Origin of the sequence: Nonomuraea sp. B10E15, assembly GCF_039871615.1 — a bacterium.
In the GTDB taxonomy this organism is placed as follows: domain Bacteria; phylum Actinomycetota; class Actinomycetes; order Streptosporangiales; family Streptosporangiaceae; genus Nonomuraea.
Genome location: NZ_JBDPMB010000001.1, coordinates 1,604,058 through 1,618,290 on the forward strand (window position 1 = coordinate 1,604,058; position 14,233 = coordinate 1,618,290).

Sequence of the window (14,233 nt, forward strand, 5' to 3'; positions counted from 1 at the left end):
CGAATCAGCTCGATGGTATCCCCCGGTTAGGCTCACTTCGTGATTGCAGAAGAGGTCTGGCTGATAGAACCCTCGGGTCCGCTCCGGGGAGACGTCGAGGTGCGCGGTTCCAAGAACGGCGTGTCCAAGCACATGGTCGCCGCCATGCTGGGCAGCGGCGAGAGCAGCATCCACAACGCGCCCGACGTGGGCGAGGTCGAGATCACGGCGGCCATGCTGCGGGCGCTCGGCATCAACGTGGAGATCTCTCGCACGGAGATCAGGATCGCGCAGGGCCCGGAGATCGAGCCGCGGGTGCCCGACGCGTTCACCGGCCTGAACCGCATCCCCATCCTCATGCTGGGCCCGCTGCTGCACCTGGCGGGGGAGGCGTTCGTGCCGCTGGTCGGCGGCGATCCGATCGGGCGGCGGCCGGTGAACTTCCACGTGGAGGCCCTGCGCGCGATGGGCGCCGAGGTGGAGGTGGGCGACGCCGGCATCTTCGCCAAGGCCAAGCGGCTCAACGGCACCCGGATCGAGCTGCCCTACCCGAGCGTGGGCGCCACGGAGACGGTGCTGATGTCCGCGGTGCTGGCCGAGGGCAAGACGGTGCTGAAGAACGCCGCGATGGAGCCCGAGGTGGTGGAGCTGGCGCTGTTCCTGCAGCGGATGGGGGCGAGGATCGAGCTCTCGCCCGACCGCAGGATCGTCATCGAGGGCGTCGAACGGCTGCGCGGCGCGTCCACGTGGCTGAACGGCGACCGCATCGAGGCGTTCTCGTACCTGGCGGCGGGCCTGATCACGCAGGGTGAGGTGCGGGTGCACGGCTGCCCGCAGGACCGCCTGGTCACCGCGATCACCACGCTGGCCAGGATGGGCGCGCAGTTCGACATCAACGACGAGTACCTGTGCGCGACCGCGCCGCCCGAGGGCCTGCGCGCGGCCGCCGTGCAGACCGACACCCATCCCGGCTTCATGACCGACTGGCAGACGCCGCTGATGGTGCTGTTCACGCAGAGCCAGGGCATGTCGGTGCTGCACGAGACGGTCTTCGAGAACCGCCTGGTGTACGTGCCCGCGCTGCAGCGGATGGGCTGCGAGATCGAGGTGTTCGACCAGTGCCTGGGCGGGCCCGCCTGCCGCTACCACGACACCAACGCCCGCCACTCGGCCGTCGTGCGCGGCGTGTCCCAGCTCAAGGGCGCGGATGTGACGCTGCCCGACATCAGGGCGGGCTTCTCGGCGGTGCTGGCGGCCGCGGTGGCCGACGGTCCCTCCACGCTGCGCGGCGTGCACCACATCGAGCGGGGCTATCACCGGCCGTTCGAGCAGTTCGCGTCCCTGGGTCTGGACATCCGCAGGAAAGGGTAAAGGATCACGGGCAGGCGTTTGCCGTCGATCCGGGCGTTGCAGATCGTCTAAGTGACCGTACTCAGATCCGTCGGTGCGCTCGGACTGGCGGGAGCGCTCGGTGGAGTGCTGACGGCGGCACTGGCCGTGCCCGCCGTCAGCGGGAGTGGCATGGCCGCCAAGAACGTCGCGAACACGTTCCTCGACCTGCCGCCCGCTCCGCGTGAGGAGCCGCTCGCGCAGGTGACCAGGCTGCTGGACAAGGACGGCCGCCAGTTCGCCCAGTTCTACGAGGCCAACAGGACGAACGTCCGGCTCGGCGCGGTCGCCCCGGTGATGCGCCAGGCGATCGTGGCCATCGAGGACGCCCGCTTCTACGAGCACGGCGGGCTCGACGTCAGAGGCACGTTCCGGGCGCTGCTCACCAACACGCAGGCCGGCGGCATCCGGCAGGGCGGCTCGTCGCTGACCCAGCAGCTGGTCAAGAACATCCTGGTCGAGGGCGCGCGGACGGAGGCCGAACGCGACAAGGCGCGCGCCCCCAACCTGGCGCGCAAGATCACCGAGCTGCGGCTGGCGCTGGCGCTGGAGGAGAAGTACCGCAAGGACGAGATCCTCGAGCGCTACCTGAACATCGCCTACTTCGGCGCCGGCGCGCACGGCGTGGAGGCGGCGGCCAGGCGCTTCTTCTCCACCTCGGCATCCAGGCTGACCCTGACCGAGGCGGCCACGCTGGCGGGCGCGGTGCGGATGCCGTACTCGACCGATCCTTCGCTCGGAGGGGAGCACCGGGCGCGGTTGAAGGCGCGGCGCGACCTCGTGCTCGACCGGATGGCCGGGCTGAAGCTGATCACGCAGCGGCAGGCGACCGACGCCAAGAACGCGCCGCTGGGTCTGCGGCTCCGCCCGGAGCCCGGCGGCTGCGCGCAGAGCGCGTATCCGTTCTTCTGCCTGTACGTGCAGCGCGAGCTGCTGTCGAACCCCGTCTTCGGCAACACCGCCACCGAGCGGCGCAGGCGCATGGCCAGGGGAGGGCTGGTGATCAGGACGAGTCTCGACCCGATCGCGCAGCACGCCGCCGAGCAGGCCATCCGCCGGTACGTGTCGCCGGAGGACACCGAGGTTGCCGCCGAGGCGATGGTGGAGCCGCGTACGGGGCGGATCAGGGCGATGGCCGCCAGCAAGGGGTTCGGCCGCAACCCCGGCAACCGCAAGAACGGCCCCAAGACCACCTTCAACCTGCCCGCCGACACGGCGCACGGCGGCGGCCAGGGGTTCCAGGCCGGTTCCACGTTCAAGGCCTACACGCTGGCCACGGCGCTCAAGCAGGGGTGGCGGTTCGGCGACGGCTTCAAGACGCCGGGGGCCCTGGTGCCCGGGCAGGGTTACCGCGACTGCGCCGGCCGGCCCGTGAACGACCCGAACACGCGCATCCTCAACGCCAGCGGCGAGGGGGAGGGCGGCCCGCACAGCATCGAGACGGGCACCTGGAAGTCGGTGAACATCTTCTTCATGATGCTGGAGCGCAAGGTCGGCCTCTGCAACGTGGTGAAGACGGCCAGGTCGCTCGGCGTCGTCAGGGCCGACGGGGAGCCGCTGAAGGAGGTGCCGACGTTCACCCTGGGCGTGAACGAGATGGACCCGGTGACGGTGGCGGCGTCGTTCGCGACGTTCGCCGCGAGGGGCCGCTACTGCCGGCCGCTGGCGATCGTGGAGATCGTCGGCAGGGACGGCCGGCGCACCCACGTGCCGCCCTCGTGCGAGCAGGTCATCGAACGGCCGGTCGCCGACGCCGTCAACTACGTGCTGGAGGGCGTGTTCACCGAGGGCACGATGAGGGGCCAGGGCATCGGCCGCCCGGCGGCGGGCAAGACGGGCACCAACAACGGATACACCTCGGCGTGGTTCGCCGGGTACACGCCGGCGCTGGCCGCGGCGGTCAGCGTCGGGGACATCCGGGGGTCGTACCGGTTCCCGCTGACGGGGGTGAAGATCGGTGACCGCTATTACGGCTCGGTGCAGGGGGCGTCGCTGCCGGGGCCGATCTGGGTGGAGTCGATGCGGCCCGCGCTGCGCGAGGTCGAGCCGCGCGGATTCCCGGGGCCGGACATGTCCCGCTTCGGCGGCGGCCACACGCCAGGTCTGGAGGAGGCGCTGGCCGAGGAGGAGCGTCGTGAGGGCCGGCGCGGCGACCGCCACGCCCGCGGGCCCCGCCATCTCTTCGAGTGGCTGCTCGGGCGCAGGCCGCGACGGGTGGAGATCACGCTGCCGGGCCGGGACCGGCACGACGGCCGCCACCGGGACCGGCCCCGTCGCCGGAACTAGTCTCAGCCGGTCCTGCCGATCGGGGCGGTGACGGCACGGGTGAGCGTGACGAGGTTGTCGGGCGCGGTCTCGATCTGCAGGCCGCGCCTGCCCGCCGAGAAGAAGATCGTCTCGAAGTCGAGAGCCGAGGAGTCGACCACCGTCGGGAGCTGCTTGCGCTGGCCCAGCGGGCTGATGCCGCCCACGACGTAGCCGGTCACCCGCTCCACCTTGGCGGCGTCGGCCATCGCCGCCCGCTTGCTGTCGAGGGCGCTGGCCAGCGCCTTGAGATCGAGCTTGCCCGACACCGGCACGACCGCCACGGCGAGCCCGCTCTCGACCTCCGCCACCAGGGTCTTGAAGATGCGTTCGTACGGCACGCCGAGCGCGTCGGCGGCCTCCTCTCCGTAGGCCTGCGCGGAGGCGTCGTGCGCGTAGGGATGGAGCGTGAACGCGGCCTTGGCCTTGGTCAGCGCCACGGTGGCCGGGGTGCCGCCCTTGCCTTTCGAACTACTCACGACACCCGATTGTAGCGAATCTACAATGTAAAGGCGCGGCCGGGGGTGTACCCGAACGCCCGCCGGAACACGTCGATGAAGGCACTCGCCGAAGCCCATCCGCACCGGTGGGCCACGGCGGTCACGGAGACGCCGTCGGCCAGCAGCAGCAGCGCGTGGTGCAACCGGAGCTGGGTGCGCCACTGGGGGAAGCTCATGCCGAGCTCGCGTCGGCACAGCCGGGCCAGCGTGCGCTCGCTGGTGCCGGCCTGGACGGCGAGCCGGGCCAGGGGGCTGCCGTCGGCGGGGTCGCGGTGCAGGGCCGCGCAGACGGCGGCCAGCCGGGGGTCGCGGGCGGCGGGCAGGTGCAGCGGCTGCTCGGGGGCGCGCCTGAGCTGGTCGAGCAGCACGGCGCGCAGCCGTTCCCGCTCGCCGCCGACCGGGCCGTCGTCGCCGGTGCAGGCGATGATCAGCTCGCGGAGCAGGGGGCCGACCGCGAGCACCGCGGGGCGGTCGAGGCCGAGCGGGTTGTCGGAGAGCCCCACCAGGCGCAGGTCCGTGTCGCCGCGGGCGCGGTGCTCGTGGACGGTGCCGGCCGGGATCCAGATGGCGCGGCTGGCGGGCGCCACCCAGATGCCCGAGCCGGTGGTGACGGAGAGCACGCCGCGGCAGGCGTACACGATCTGGTGGGTGTCGTGCCTGTGCGCGTCGATGCCCGCGCCCGGGGCCAGGGGCCGCCGGCCGGTGGGCGCCTGGGGCGTGTGGCGGATCTCCGACATGGATTGGCAATTTATCGGAAGCGCGCCAGTCACGCCATGTGCAGGATCGGAGCGTGAACAGGATCCCCTCGCTCGCCGCCGGCCACGCGGCCGTCGACTTCTACCAGGGCGCGGTGCCCGCCCTCGTGCCCTTCCTGGTGGCCGAGCGCGGGTACGGCTATGTCGCCGTCTCCGGCATCGTGCTGGCCGCGACGTTGTCGTCGTCGATCGTGCAGCCGCTCTTCGGCGTCCTGACCGACCGGTGGCGGATGCCCTGGCTGATCCCGGTGAGCATGGTGGTCGCGGGCGCCGGGGTGGCGTTCGGCGGTGTGACGGACTCCTATGTGCTGACCTGGCTGGCGGTGGCGCTGTCCGGGCTGGGCGTGGCGGCCTACCACCCGGAGTCGGCACGGCTGGCCAGGGTCGCCAGCGAGGGCAGCCACGTCCGGATGAGCTGGTTCTCGCTGGGCGGGACGCTGGGCTTCGCCTGCGCTCCCGTGCTGGTGACGCCGCTGCTGGCGGTGTGGGGGCTCGGCGCGTCACCGTTCCTCGCGGCGCCGGCGGTGCTGGGGGCGGTGGTGACGCTCCCGGCGATCCGGGCGCTGTCAGGGGCCGGTCCCGTGGCGCGGACGGCCGTGCCGGTCTCCCGCCGGGACGACTGGCCGTCGTTCGCCCGGCTGACGCTGGTGATCGTGTTCCGCTCGGTCGTGTACGTCGGGCTGAGCGCCTTCGTGGCCCTCCACATGGGGGGAGGGGCGGCCGGGGCGGTGGCGTTGTTCGTGTTGTTCGCCGGCGGCGCGGTGGGCACGGTGCTCGGCGGCCGGCTGGCGGCCCGCTGGGGACGGGTGCGCACGATGGCCCTGGCCTACCTGCTGGCGGTCCCCGCCGTCGCCGGCGTGGTGCTGGTTCCAGGGCCGGTCGCGTACGCCTTCGTCGCCGCCTCGTCGATCGCCCTGTACGCCCCGTTCTCGCTGCACGTGACGCTGGGTCAGGATTTCCTGCCGAGCCGGGTCGGCACGGCCAGCGGCGTGACCCTGGGGCTGGCGGTGAGCGTGGGCGGCCTGGCCAGCCCGCTGGTGGGCGCGGTGGCGGAGGCGGCGACGCTGCGGGTGGCGCTGGCGTGCCTGATCGTGTTCCCCGTGCTGGCCTGGCTGCTGGCGCGCACGCTCAAGGAACCCGCCCTCGACCCGGCCACCTGACCCCTACCCGTCACTCCCCCCACCTGAGCCCGCCGGGCGGCGTGCCGCTCGGCGCGTTCGCCTCAGGGGCGGGTCTTGAGCCGTACGGTGCCGGTGTTGTCCTTCTGCGAGGGGTCGAGGGCGGTCGACGTGACGTGCCCGACGACGCGCAGGGGTGCGCGGGCGACCCGGGCGACGGCGATCGTGGCCGTGATGCGCACCGGCCGGCGCGGGTGGATCTCGGCGATCGTGCAGGAGGCCTTGGCGGGCTCGCGTACGCAGGTGGCCCCGCGGGTCGCCGTGAGGGTCGCACCGGCCGGCAGGGTGAGCGTGACGGGGACCCGGGCGGCGGCCATCAGGCCGCGCAGTTCGACGGTGGCCGTGACGGTGACGTCGGAGCCGCGCCTGACCGGCCGGTCGGGCCCGCTGAGCTTGACCGACAGGGCGTCGTACACTCCACGCGGGTCGGCCTGGCGCACGATGGCGCCGTAGCCTTCGGCGTTGAGCGCGTTGGCGACGGCGTTCCCTGCCGCGTAGCCGTCCTCCTTGCCCGCCGACAGCACCCCGACCAGGTCTCTGGTGCCCTGGACGAGCCACGGCCCGCCGCTGTGGCCCTTGTGCAGGTGGCAGTTGTGCGTCTCCAGCCGGCCCGGCCGCGAGGTCGTGGCGGCGGGCAGAGCGGCCGGCAGGGAAGCGGGCAGGGTGGCGCCGAGGACCATGCCGGTGGCCTGGCGGGTGCGGCCGAGGCACCAGAGCTGGTCGCGGCCGTCGTACGGCCGCCTGCCGAGCACGCCGGGGTAGCCCATGGTGGCGATGGTGTGCCTGCCGCCCTGGCTGCGCATCGGGGTGAAGGCGCCGACGGCCTTCTGGAGGGTGCGCTTGCGGGTGCCGACCTCGATGAGGGCGATGTCGTGGACGGAGTTCCAGTCGCCGCCGGTCAGGCCGGTGTAGCCGTCGGGTTTCCACGCCCGCCGGCCGCCCCACCGCCCGTACGGCTCGCGCTTCTTCACCGTGGCCGCCCGCCCGTCGTAGGCGGGGACGAACGCGAAGCGCCGGTGCCAGCGGCCGGTCGTGGCGCCCGCGGGAACGCTGTAGACGCAGTGGGCGGCGGTGACCACGAGCTGCTGCGCGGCCGAGCGGACGACGGAGGCGCTGCAGGAGTCGCCGTGCCCGCCGGAGTTGACGAAGAAGAGCCTGCCGGTGATCCGGCTGGTGGCCGCGCGCGTGTACGGGCGCCGTACGCGGGCGTACCCGTTGGCGTCGCTGCCCGGGGTGAGGCGCTTGGACGCGGGCACGCTGTGCCGCCGCGCCCCCGCGAGGTTCGCCGTCGCCGCCGGTGGTGCGCCGCGCCTTCCTGCGGAGCCGTCCGGCGGGCCGGCGGCGGCCTGCCGTTCGGCGGTCCAGTAGCGCACGGCGTGTTCCGGGCGCATCGGCGGTGACGACACGGCGCCGGAACGGGCCTGCGCCTGGGCGGGCGGGCGGATGGGGGTGACCGTGCGGACGGCGGGCGGGGCCGGCGTGAGGGACAGCCACACCAGCGTGGCCACCACGATGACCAGTGTCTTCGGCACAGCGCCCCTCCCGGACACGTCGATACCTCGGATCACTCTAAGTCACTATTTGTAAACAAAGTGTAGTTTGCGGGTTTGCCTGTCACCCTGTCAGCCCGCGGCCGCGTCCGTCCCCGGCGGGGCCATTCCGGCCGTACGGGCCTCGGACGGCTCGCGGTCGGGGCGCAGGCCGCGCCAGGACGGGTGGCGCAGCCTGCCGTCGCCGGTGACCTCGGCGTACTGCACCTCGCCGACCACCCGTGGATCCACCCAGCGCGCGTCCCGGGCGTCCTCGCGCGGCAGCGGCTCGTCGAACGGCGGATCACGCCGCTCCAGCGGCGTCAGGCGATCGCGCAGGTCGCGGAGCATGGCCTCGGTGAACCCGGTGCCGACGTGCCCCACGAACCGCAGCCGCCCGCGCGGGTCGTACGCGCCGAGCAGCAGCGAGCCGATCGTGCCGGAACGCCGCCCGCCGCCCGGCTTCCACCCGCAGATCACGACCTCGGCGGTGCTGACGTTCTTGACCTTCGTCCATTCGGCGCTGCGCCGGCCCGGCCGGTACGGCGAGCTCATCCGCTTGCACACGACCCCTTCGAGCCCGAGCCGGCGGGAGGAGTCGACCGCCTGCCCGGCCTCGCCGGCGAACCAGACGGGCACCTGCCACCGGTAGCCGGGCGTGAGCGTGCTCTCCAGCAGGTCCCTGCGTTCGGTGTACGGGCGCGCGATGACGGTGTCGTCGCCGAGGTGCAGGATGTCGAACGCCATGAACGTCACCGGCGCCGTCCTGGCCAGCTCGGCCACGATCCGCGGATTGCGCTGGTGCATCCGGGGTTGCAGCGCCTCGAAGCTGGGCCGTCCCGCCTCGTCGAACGCGACGATCTCGCCGTCGACGACGGCCGCGCGCCGGCCGGTGGCGCCTCCCATGAGCTGCAGTTCGGGGTAGGCGGGGGTGATGTCCTTGGCGTTGCGCGACATCAGGCGTACGTGGCCGTCCTCGATGTAGGCGAGCGCGCGTACGCCGTCCCACTTCATCTCCACGGCCCAGCCCGCGCCCTGGACGGCGTTCAGGGTGCCGAGCTGGGCCAGCATGGGCCTGTAGGCAGGCAGCCGGACCATGGTGCAGGCCGTACCCCCTCCGGCGGGCCGGCAGTGGCCGACGGGGGTCTACAGATGGTCAAGAGGCGCGTTCTCCACCAGGTCGGCCAGGTCGACGCCGTGCTCGCCGAGCTCGGCGACGGTGGCGCAGTAGCCGCGCAGGTAGCTTCTGCCGTTGACCTGGTGGGAGACGCGCAACAGCGGGCGATCATCGAGGATGATCGCCTCGACCAGGATGCCGCCGGGGCCGTGCCACTGTCCCATGCCGGAGAGAGTAAATGAACCGGACATACAGGACAAGCGATATGAAACATCTCGCTCTGTTCGTGGTGGGAAGGTGGCGGGTGGCCCTGCCGTTCCGTGCGGGGTCCGTGACACGCGGACGGCGTAAAGGTCCGTAACGTTAAGTTTCCCCTGTCATGAGATTTCCGGGCATGGCGCGTTAATGATGGCCCGACTGGGGCAGCTAGGGAGAGCTCTGGCTTTCCCCGGCCATGGCCGTGCCCCCGTGACGGCCATGGCCCCCGCCCCGGCAGGCCCGGTCCGGGGTGACGGCGGCCGCGGGCGCGGCTTCGGCGAGCGCCGCCCCGCGGCCGTCACACGTTACGCCAGGAAAGTCCACCCGAGGAGGTCCGCATGGTGGACCGATGGGGACTCGCCGCCCGGACTCCGTAAACTGTGATGGTGATTTCCCGTATCGACATGCGCGGTTCGCTTCCCGCGGACCTGCGCGACGTGCTGCCCCGCGCCGAGCTCGACGTCGAGGCCGCCCTGGAGAAGGTGCGGCCCATCTGCGAGGACGTGCGCCATCGTGGGGCGGCAGCCGTACGGGAGCTGACCGCCAGGTTCGACGGAGTCGAGATCGCCGCCACCCGCGTCCCCGCCGAGGCCCTCGACAGGGCGCTCCGCGAGCTCGACCCCAGGGTCAGGGCGGCGCTGGAAGAGTCGATCAGGCGGGCCAGGCTCGTCCACCGCGACCAGCGGCGCGCCGACGTCACCACCCAGGTCGTGCCCGGGGGCACGGTGACCGAGCGGTGGCTGCCCGTCGAGCGCGTGGGCCTCTACGTCCCCGGCGGCCGGGCGGTCTATCCGTCCAGTGTGGTGATGAACGTCGTGCCCGCCCAGGAGGCCGGCGTCGGCTCGCTGGCCGTGACCAGCCCGGCCCAGAAGGAGCACGGCGGGCTCCCGCACCCCACGATCCTGGCCGCGTGCGCGCTGCTCGGCGTCGACGAGGTCCACGCGGCCGGCGGGGCGCAGGCGGTGGCCATGTTCGCCTACGGCACCGAGGAGTGCCCGGCGGCCACGATGGTCACCGGCCCGGGCAACATCTATGTGGCGGCGGCCAAGCGGCTGCTCAAGGGCCGCATCGGCATCGACTCCGAGGCCGGCCCCACCGAGATCGCCATCCTCGCCGACGAGACGGCCGACCCCGTCCACGTCGCCGCCGACCTGATCAGCCAGGCCGAGCACGACGTGATCGCGGCCGCCGTGCTGGTCACCACCAGCGCCGAGCTGGCCGACGCGGTCGAGAAGGAGCTGCCGGGACAGGTCTCCGCGACCAGGCACTCCGAGCGCATCACCGAGGCGCTGAGCGGCAGGCAGTCGGGCATCGTGCTGGTGAGCTCTCTCGACGACGGCCTCAAGGTCGTCGACGCCTACGCCGCCGAGCACCTGGAGATCCACACCGCGGACGCCGCGGCCGTCGCCGCCCGCGTCAGGAACGCCGGCGCGATCTTCGTCGGCCCCTACGCGCCCGTCTCGCTCGGCGACTACCTCGCCGGGTCCAACCACGTGCTGCCCACGGGCGGCTGCGCCTGCCACTCCAGCGGCCTGTCGGTGCAGTCCTTCCTGCGCGGCGTTCACGTCGTCGACTACTCCCGCGAGGCGCTCGCGGGAGCGGCGGCCCATGTGTCGGTGCTGGCCGACGCCGAAGACCTGCCCGCGCACGGTGCCGCGATCCGCGCCCGTTTCGACTGGCGAGTGCCCACGGAGACCGAGTGAACCTCGACGACCTGCCCATCCGCGACGACCTGAGGGGCAAGACGCCGTACGGCGCGCCCCAGATCGACGTCCCGGTCCGGCTCAACACCAACGAGAACCCCTACCCGCCCTCGCCCCGGCTGGTCGACGACCTGGCCGAGGCGGTGCGGGCCCAGGCGGGCGAGCTCAACCGCTACCCCGACAGGGACGCCACCGCCCTGCGCGCCGACCTGGCCGCCTACCTCGGCCACGGCCTGACGGCCGAGCAGGTGTGGGCCGCCAACGGCTCCAACGAGGTGCTCCAGCAGATCCTGCAGGCGTTCGGCGGCCACGGCCGCACCGCCATCGGGTTCGAGCCCTCCTACTCGATGCACCCGATCATCACCAGCGGCACCAGCACCGAGTGGATCCAGGCCAGCCGCGAGTCCGACTTCTCGATCGACCCCGGCAAGGCCGTGGCGGCGATCGAGGAGCACCGGCCCGACATCGTGTTCCTGGCCTCGCCCAACAACCCGACCGGCACGGCCCAGCCGCTGGCCACGATCGAGGCGGTCCTCGCCGCCGCGCACGGCGTGGTCGTGGTCGACGAGGCCTACGCGGAGTTCGCCCGCGAGGGCACCCCGTCGGCGCTCACCCTGCTGCCGGCCCACCCGCGGCTGATCGTCACCAGGACGATGTCCAAGGCGTTCGCCATGGCCGGCACCCGGCTCGGCTATCTCGCCGCGCACCCCGCCGTGGTGCAGGCGCTGCTGCTGGTGCGCCTGCCGTACCACCTGTCCACGCTCACCCAGACGGCGGCGCGCGTGGCGCTGCGGCACCGCGCCGAACTGCTGGGCACGGTCGACGCGCTGCGGCGCGAACGCGACGACACGGTGGCGTGGCTGCGGTCCAAGGGCCTGCGGGTGGCCGACTCCGACGCGAACTTCGTGCTGTTCGGGCGCTTCCCCGACCGGCGCGCGGTGTGGGAGGGGCTGCTGGAGCGCGGGGTGCTCATCCGCGAGGTGGGCCCCCCAGAATGGCTGCGGGTGTCGATCGGCACCGGCGAGGAGATGGCGGCGTTCCGCGCCGCCCTGGAAGGAGTGCTGTGAGTCGCGTCGGCCGCGTCGAGCGTGTTACGAAGGAGACCTCGGTCCTGGTGGAGGTCGGCCTCGACGGCACCGGCCGGGTCGAGGTGTCGACCGGGGTCGGCTTCTACGACCACATGCTGGCCCAGCTGGGCAAGCACGGCCTGTTCGACCTGACGGTCAAGACCGAGGGCGACCTGCACATCGACTCGCACCACACGATCGAGGACACCGCGCTCGCCCTGGGCGCGGCGTTCCGCGAGGCGTTGGGCGACAAGTCGGGCATCAGGCGGTTCGGCAGCGCGTCGTGCCCGCTGGACGAGTCGCTGGCCCAGGTCACCGTCGACCTGTCCGGCCGCCCCTACCTCGTGCACTCCGAGCCCGAGGGCATGGCGCCGATGATCGGCCCCGAATACGACACGACGATGACGCGCCACATCCTGGAGTCGTTCGTCGCGCAGGCCGCCATCTGCCTGCACGTCCACGTCCCCTACGGCCGCAACGCCCACCACATCGTGGAGTCCCAGTTCAAGGCCCTGGCCAGGGCCCTGCGCGAGGCGTCCGAGCCCGACCCCCGCGCCACGGGGGTGCCCAGCACCAAGGGCGTCCTATGACCGAGAACCTCATCGCCGGCGTGCTGGTCTTCCTCGGGCTTTTCCTCATCGGCGGGGTGTTCTCCCTCGCCAAGCAGGGGCTTAAGCTCGGTGCGGCGGTGTGCGCGTTCGGCGCGGCGATGGCGATCACGGCGGGGGTGCTGTGGTGGTGAGCAAGAACGTGGTGGTGCTCGACTACGGGTCGGGCAACCTGCGCTCGGCCGAGCGCGCGCTGGCCAGGGCCGGCGCCGACGTGACCGTGACGTCCGACTTCGAGGCCGCGCTCTCCTGCGACGGGCTGGTGGTGCCGGGCGTCGGCGCGTTCGAGGCGTGCATGTCGGGTCTCAAGGGCGTGCGCGGCGAGCAGATCATCGGCCGCCGCCTGTCCGGAGGGCGCCCGGTGCTGGGCATCTGCGTCGGCATGCAGATCCTGTTCGCCCGGGGGGTCGAGCACGGCGTGGAGACCGAGGGCTGCGGCGAGTGGCCGGGCACGGTGGGCCGGCTCGACGCTCCCGTGCTGCCCCACATGGGCTGGAACACCGTCAAGGCGCCGGCCGGCAGCGTGCTGTTCGCCGGGCTCGACCCCGCCACCCGCTTCTACTTCGTCCACTCCTACGGCGTGCGCGAGTGGGAGCTGCAGGCGGGCGACGGTTTCTCCGATCCGCTCGTCACGTGGGCCGAGCACGGCGTGCCGTTCGTGGCCGCCGTGGAGAACGGCCCGCTCATGGCCACCCAGTTCCACCCCGAGAAGTCCGGCGACGCCGGCGCCGCCCTGCTCCGCAACTGGCTCGGCACGCTGTGAGCGGGCGAGCGGGCCTGGAGGTCCGGTGAGCAAGGAACGCGCCCGGCGGCGGGCCGAGCGCGAGGCGGAGCGGGCCCGCGCCATCCGGGCCAACGAGCTGCGGCAGGCACGCCGGGCCCGCCGCCGCGCGCTCCTGGGCCGGGTGGTCCCGCGCCCGGCGCGCATCGCCCGCCAGGGCGGCCTGCTCGCCCGCCGCCGCCGCGCCCAGAACGCCGTGGTGGCGCTCGGGCTCCTGCTCGTGCAGCTGATCGTCTGGCTGGTCTGGGGCTCGCCGCCGCTCAGCTTCGGCGTCCTCGTCCTGTCCCTGCTGCTCACACCCGTTGTCGTGACCCTCGCCTTCGACCGGAGGATCTGATGTCGTTGCAGTTGTTGCCCGCCGTCGACGTGGCCGGTGGCCAGGCCGTACGCCTGACGCAGGGCGAGGCCGGCACCGAGACCCGCCACGGCGAGCCGCTGGCCGCCGCGCTCGCCTGGCAGGACGCCGGCGCCGAGTGGATCCACATGGTCGACCTCGACGCCGCGTTCGGCCGGGGCGGCAACCGCGAGCTGATCGCTGAGGTGATCGGCAAGCTGGACGTGAACGTCGAGCTGTCCGGCGGCATCCGCGACGACGACTCGCTGGCCGCCGCGCTGGCCACCGGCTGCCGCCGGGTCAACATCGGGACCGCCGCGCTGGAGAACCCCGGCTGGTGCCGGAAGATCATCGCCGAGCACGGCGACCGGATCGCGGTGGGCCTCGACGTGCGCGGCACCACGCTGGCCGCCCGCGGCTGGACCAAGGACGCCGGCGACCTGTGGGAGGCGCTCGACCGGCTCGAGGCCGACGGCTGCCCTCGCTACGTCGTCACCGACGTGACCAAGGACGGCATGCTGCAGGGCCCCAACCTCGAGCTCTACCGCCGGATCTGCGCCCGCACCGACCGGCCGGTCGTGGCCAGCGGCGGCGTGTCGAGCCTCGACGACCTGATCGCGCTCTCCTCTCTCGTTCCCGACGGAGTGGAGGGTGCCATCGTGGGCAGGGCCCTGTACGCTCACGCGTTCACGCTGGAAGAAGCGCTTGCCGCGGTACGCGTGTAGCTTCGC

General features: G+C 72.8%; 15 protein-coding genes. 10 read left to right on the forward strand and 5 right to left on the reverse strand.

The genetic code is table 11. From position 1 onward, the window contains the following. Window positions 1-39 precede the first annotated feature (39 nt). Window positions 40-1,350 (forward strand): UDP-N-acetylglucosamine 1-carboxyvinyltransferase, encoded by a 1,311-nt coding sequence (murA, locus tag ABGB14_RS07405; RefSeq protein ID WP_347642777.1) that lies wholly within the window; start codon window positions 40-42, stop codon window positions 1,348-1,350. A gap of 51 nt (window positions 1,351-1,401) precedes the next feature. Then, a complete protein-coding gene (locus tag ABGB14_RS07410; RefSeq protein ID WP_347642778.1) occupies window positions 1,402-3,654 on the forward strand; it encodes a transglycosylase domain-containing protein in 2,253 nt (750 codons plus the stop codon). Window positions 3,655-3,656: 2 nt separating this feature from the next. Here ABGB14_RS07410 and ybaK read toward each other — a convergent pair whose 3' ends face one another. Continuing rightward, window positions 3,657-4,151 carry a Cys-tRNA(Pro) deacylase gene (gene ybaK / locus ABGB14_RS07415; RefSeq protein WP_347642779.1) on the reverse strand — a complete coding sequence of 165 codons (495 nt, stop codon included), beginning with the start codon at window positions 4,149-4,151 and terminating at the stop codon, window positions 3,657-3,659. 20 nt (window positions 4,152-4,171) lie between these two features. Continuing rightward, on the reverse strand, window positions 4,172-4,909 hold the full coding sequence (locus tag ABGB14_RS07420) for a helix-turn-helix transcriptional regulator (RefSeq protein ID WP_347642780.1): 738 nt from the start codon (window positions 4,907-4,909) through the stop codon (window positions 4,172-4,174). A 53-nt stretch (window positions 4,910-4,962) separates the two neighbouring features. Between ABGB14_RS07420 and ABGB14_RS07425 the strand changes: the two genes are divergently transcribed. Beyond that, window positions 4,963-6,087, forward strand: a complete 1,125-nt coding sequence (locus ABGB14_RS07425) for an MFS transporter (RefSeq protein ID WP_347642781.1) — start codon at window positions 4,963-4,965, stop codon at window positions 6,085-6,087. A gap of 62 nt (window positions 6,088-6,149) precedes the next feature. On the opposite strand, the gene ABGB14_RS07430 is transcribed toward ABGB14_RS07425, so the two are convergent. From ABGB14_RS07430 to ABGB14_RS07440, 3 genes are all read right to left on the reverse strand, one after another. Next, window positions 6,150-7,637: a trypsin-like peptidase domain-containing protein gene (locus ABGB14_RS07430; protein WP_347642782.1), complete on the reverse strand. Its 1,488-nt coding sequence runs from the start codon at window positions 7,635-7,637 to the stop codon at window positions 6,150-6,152. Window positions 7,638-7,727: 90 nt separating this feature from the next. Continuing rightward, a complete protein-coding gene (gene ligD, locus ABGB14_RS07435; protein ID WP_347642783.1) occupies window positions 7,728-8,732 on the reverse strand; it encodes a non-homologous end-joining DNA ligase in 1,005 nt (334 codons plus the stop codon). A gap of 48 nt (window positions 8,733-8,780) precedes the next feature. After that, window positions 8,781-8,975 (reverse strand): hypothetical protein, encoded by a 195-nt coding sequence (locus tag ABGB14_RS07440; protein ID WP_347621519.1) that lies wholly within the window; start codon window positions 8,973-8,975, stop codon window positions 8,781-8,783. A 420-nt stretch (window positions 8,976-9,395) separates the two neighbouring features. Here ABGB14_RS07440 and hisD point away from each other — a divergent pair, with 420 nt between their 5' ends. The 7 genes from hisD to priA are packed head-to-tail and all read left to right on the forward strand — an operon-like array spanning window position 9,396 to window position 14,227. Beyond that, window positions 9,396-10,712 carry a histidinol dehydrogenase gene (hisD, locus tag ABGB14_RS07445; protein WP_347621518.1) on the forward strand — a complete coding sequence of 439 codons (1,317 nt, stop codon included), beginning with the start codon at window positions 9,396-9,398 and terminating at the stop codon, window positions 10,710-10,712. Then, window positions 10,709-11,779 (forward strand): histidinol-phosphate transaminase, encoded by a 1,071-nt coding sequence (locus ABGB14_RS07450; protein ID WP_347642784.1) that lies wholly within the window; start codon window positions 10,709-10,711, stop codon window positions 11,777-11,779. The genes hisD and ABGB14_RS07450 overlap by 4 nt, the downstream gene beginning before the upstream one ends. Then, window positions 11,776-12,369, forward strand: a complete 594-nt coding sequence (gene hisB, locus ABGB14_RS07455; protein WP_347621516.1) for an imidazoleglycerol-phosphate dehydratase HisB — start codon at window positions 11,776-11,778, stop codon at window positions 12,367-12,369. Before ABGB14_RS07450 ends, hisB begins: the two co-directional genes overlap by 4 nt. Then, window positions 12,366-12,521 (forward strand): hypothetical protein, encoded by a 156-nt coding sequence (locus ABGB14_RS07460; RefSeq protein ID WP_347621515.1) that lies wholly within the window; start codon window positions 12,366-12,368, stop codon window positions 12,519-12,521. The genes hisB and ABGB14_RS07460 overlap by 4 nt, the downstream gene beginning before the upstream one ends. Next, window positions 12,518-13,150 carry an imidazole glycerol phosphate synthase subunit HisH gene (hisH, locus tag ABGB14_RS07465; protein WP_347642785.1) on the forward strand — a complete coding sequence of 211 codons (633 nt, stop codon included), beginning with the start codon at window positions 12,518-12,520 and terminating at the stop codon, window positions 13,148-13,150. Before ABGB14_RS07460 ends, hisH begins: the two co-directional genes overlap by 4 nt. A gap of 25 nt (window positions 13,151-13,175) precedes the next feature. Continuing rightward, window positions 13,176-13,505, forward strand: coding sequence for a hypothetical protein (locus tag ABGB14_RS07470; protein WP_347642786.1), 330 nt, complete (start codon window positions 13,176-13,178; stop codon window positions 13,503-13,505). Next, complete coding sequence (gene priA, locus ABGB14_RS07475; RefSeq protein ID WP_347621512.1) at window positions 13,505-14,227, forward strand: bifunctional 1-(5-phosphoribosyl)-5-((5-phosphoribosylamino)methylideneamino)imidazole-4-carboxamide isomerase/phosphoribosylanthranilate isomerase PriA; 723 nt, start codon at window positions 13,505-13,507, stop codon at window positions 14,225-14,227. The genes ABGB14_RS07470 and priA overlap by 1 nt, the downstream gene beginning before the upstream one ends. Window positions 14,228-14,233 lie beyond the last annotated feature (6 nt).

Coding starts and splice junctions, on each gene's coding strand:
- priA (WP_347621512.1), top strand. CDS start 13,505: ATGTCGTTGCAGTTGTTGCCCGCCGTCGACGTGGCCGGTGGCCAGGCC.
- ligD (WP_347642783.1), bottom strand. CDS start 8,732: ATGGTCCGGCTGCCTGCCTACAGGCCCATGCTGGCCCAGCTCGGCACC.
- ABGB14_RS07440 (WP_347621519.1), bottom strand. CDS start 8,975: ATGGGACAGTGGCACGGCCCCGGCGGCATCCTGGTCGAGGCGATCATC.
- ABGB14_RS07460 (WP_347621515.1), top strand. CDS start 12,366: ATGACCGAGAACCTCATCGCCGGCGTGCTGGTCTTCCTCGGGCTTTTC.
- ABGB14_RS07420 (WP_347642780.1), bottom strand. CDS start 4,909: ATGTCGGAGATCCGCCACACGCCCCAGGCGCCCACCGGCCGGCGGCCC.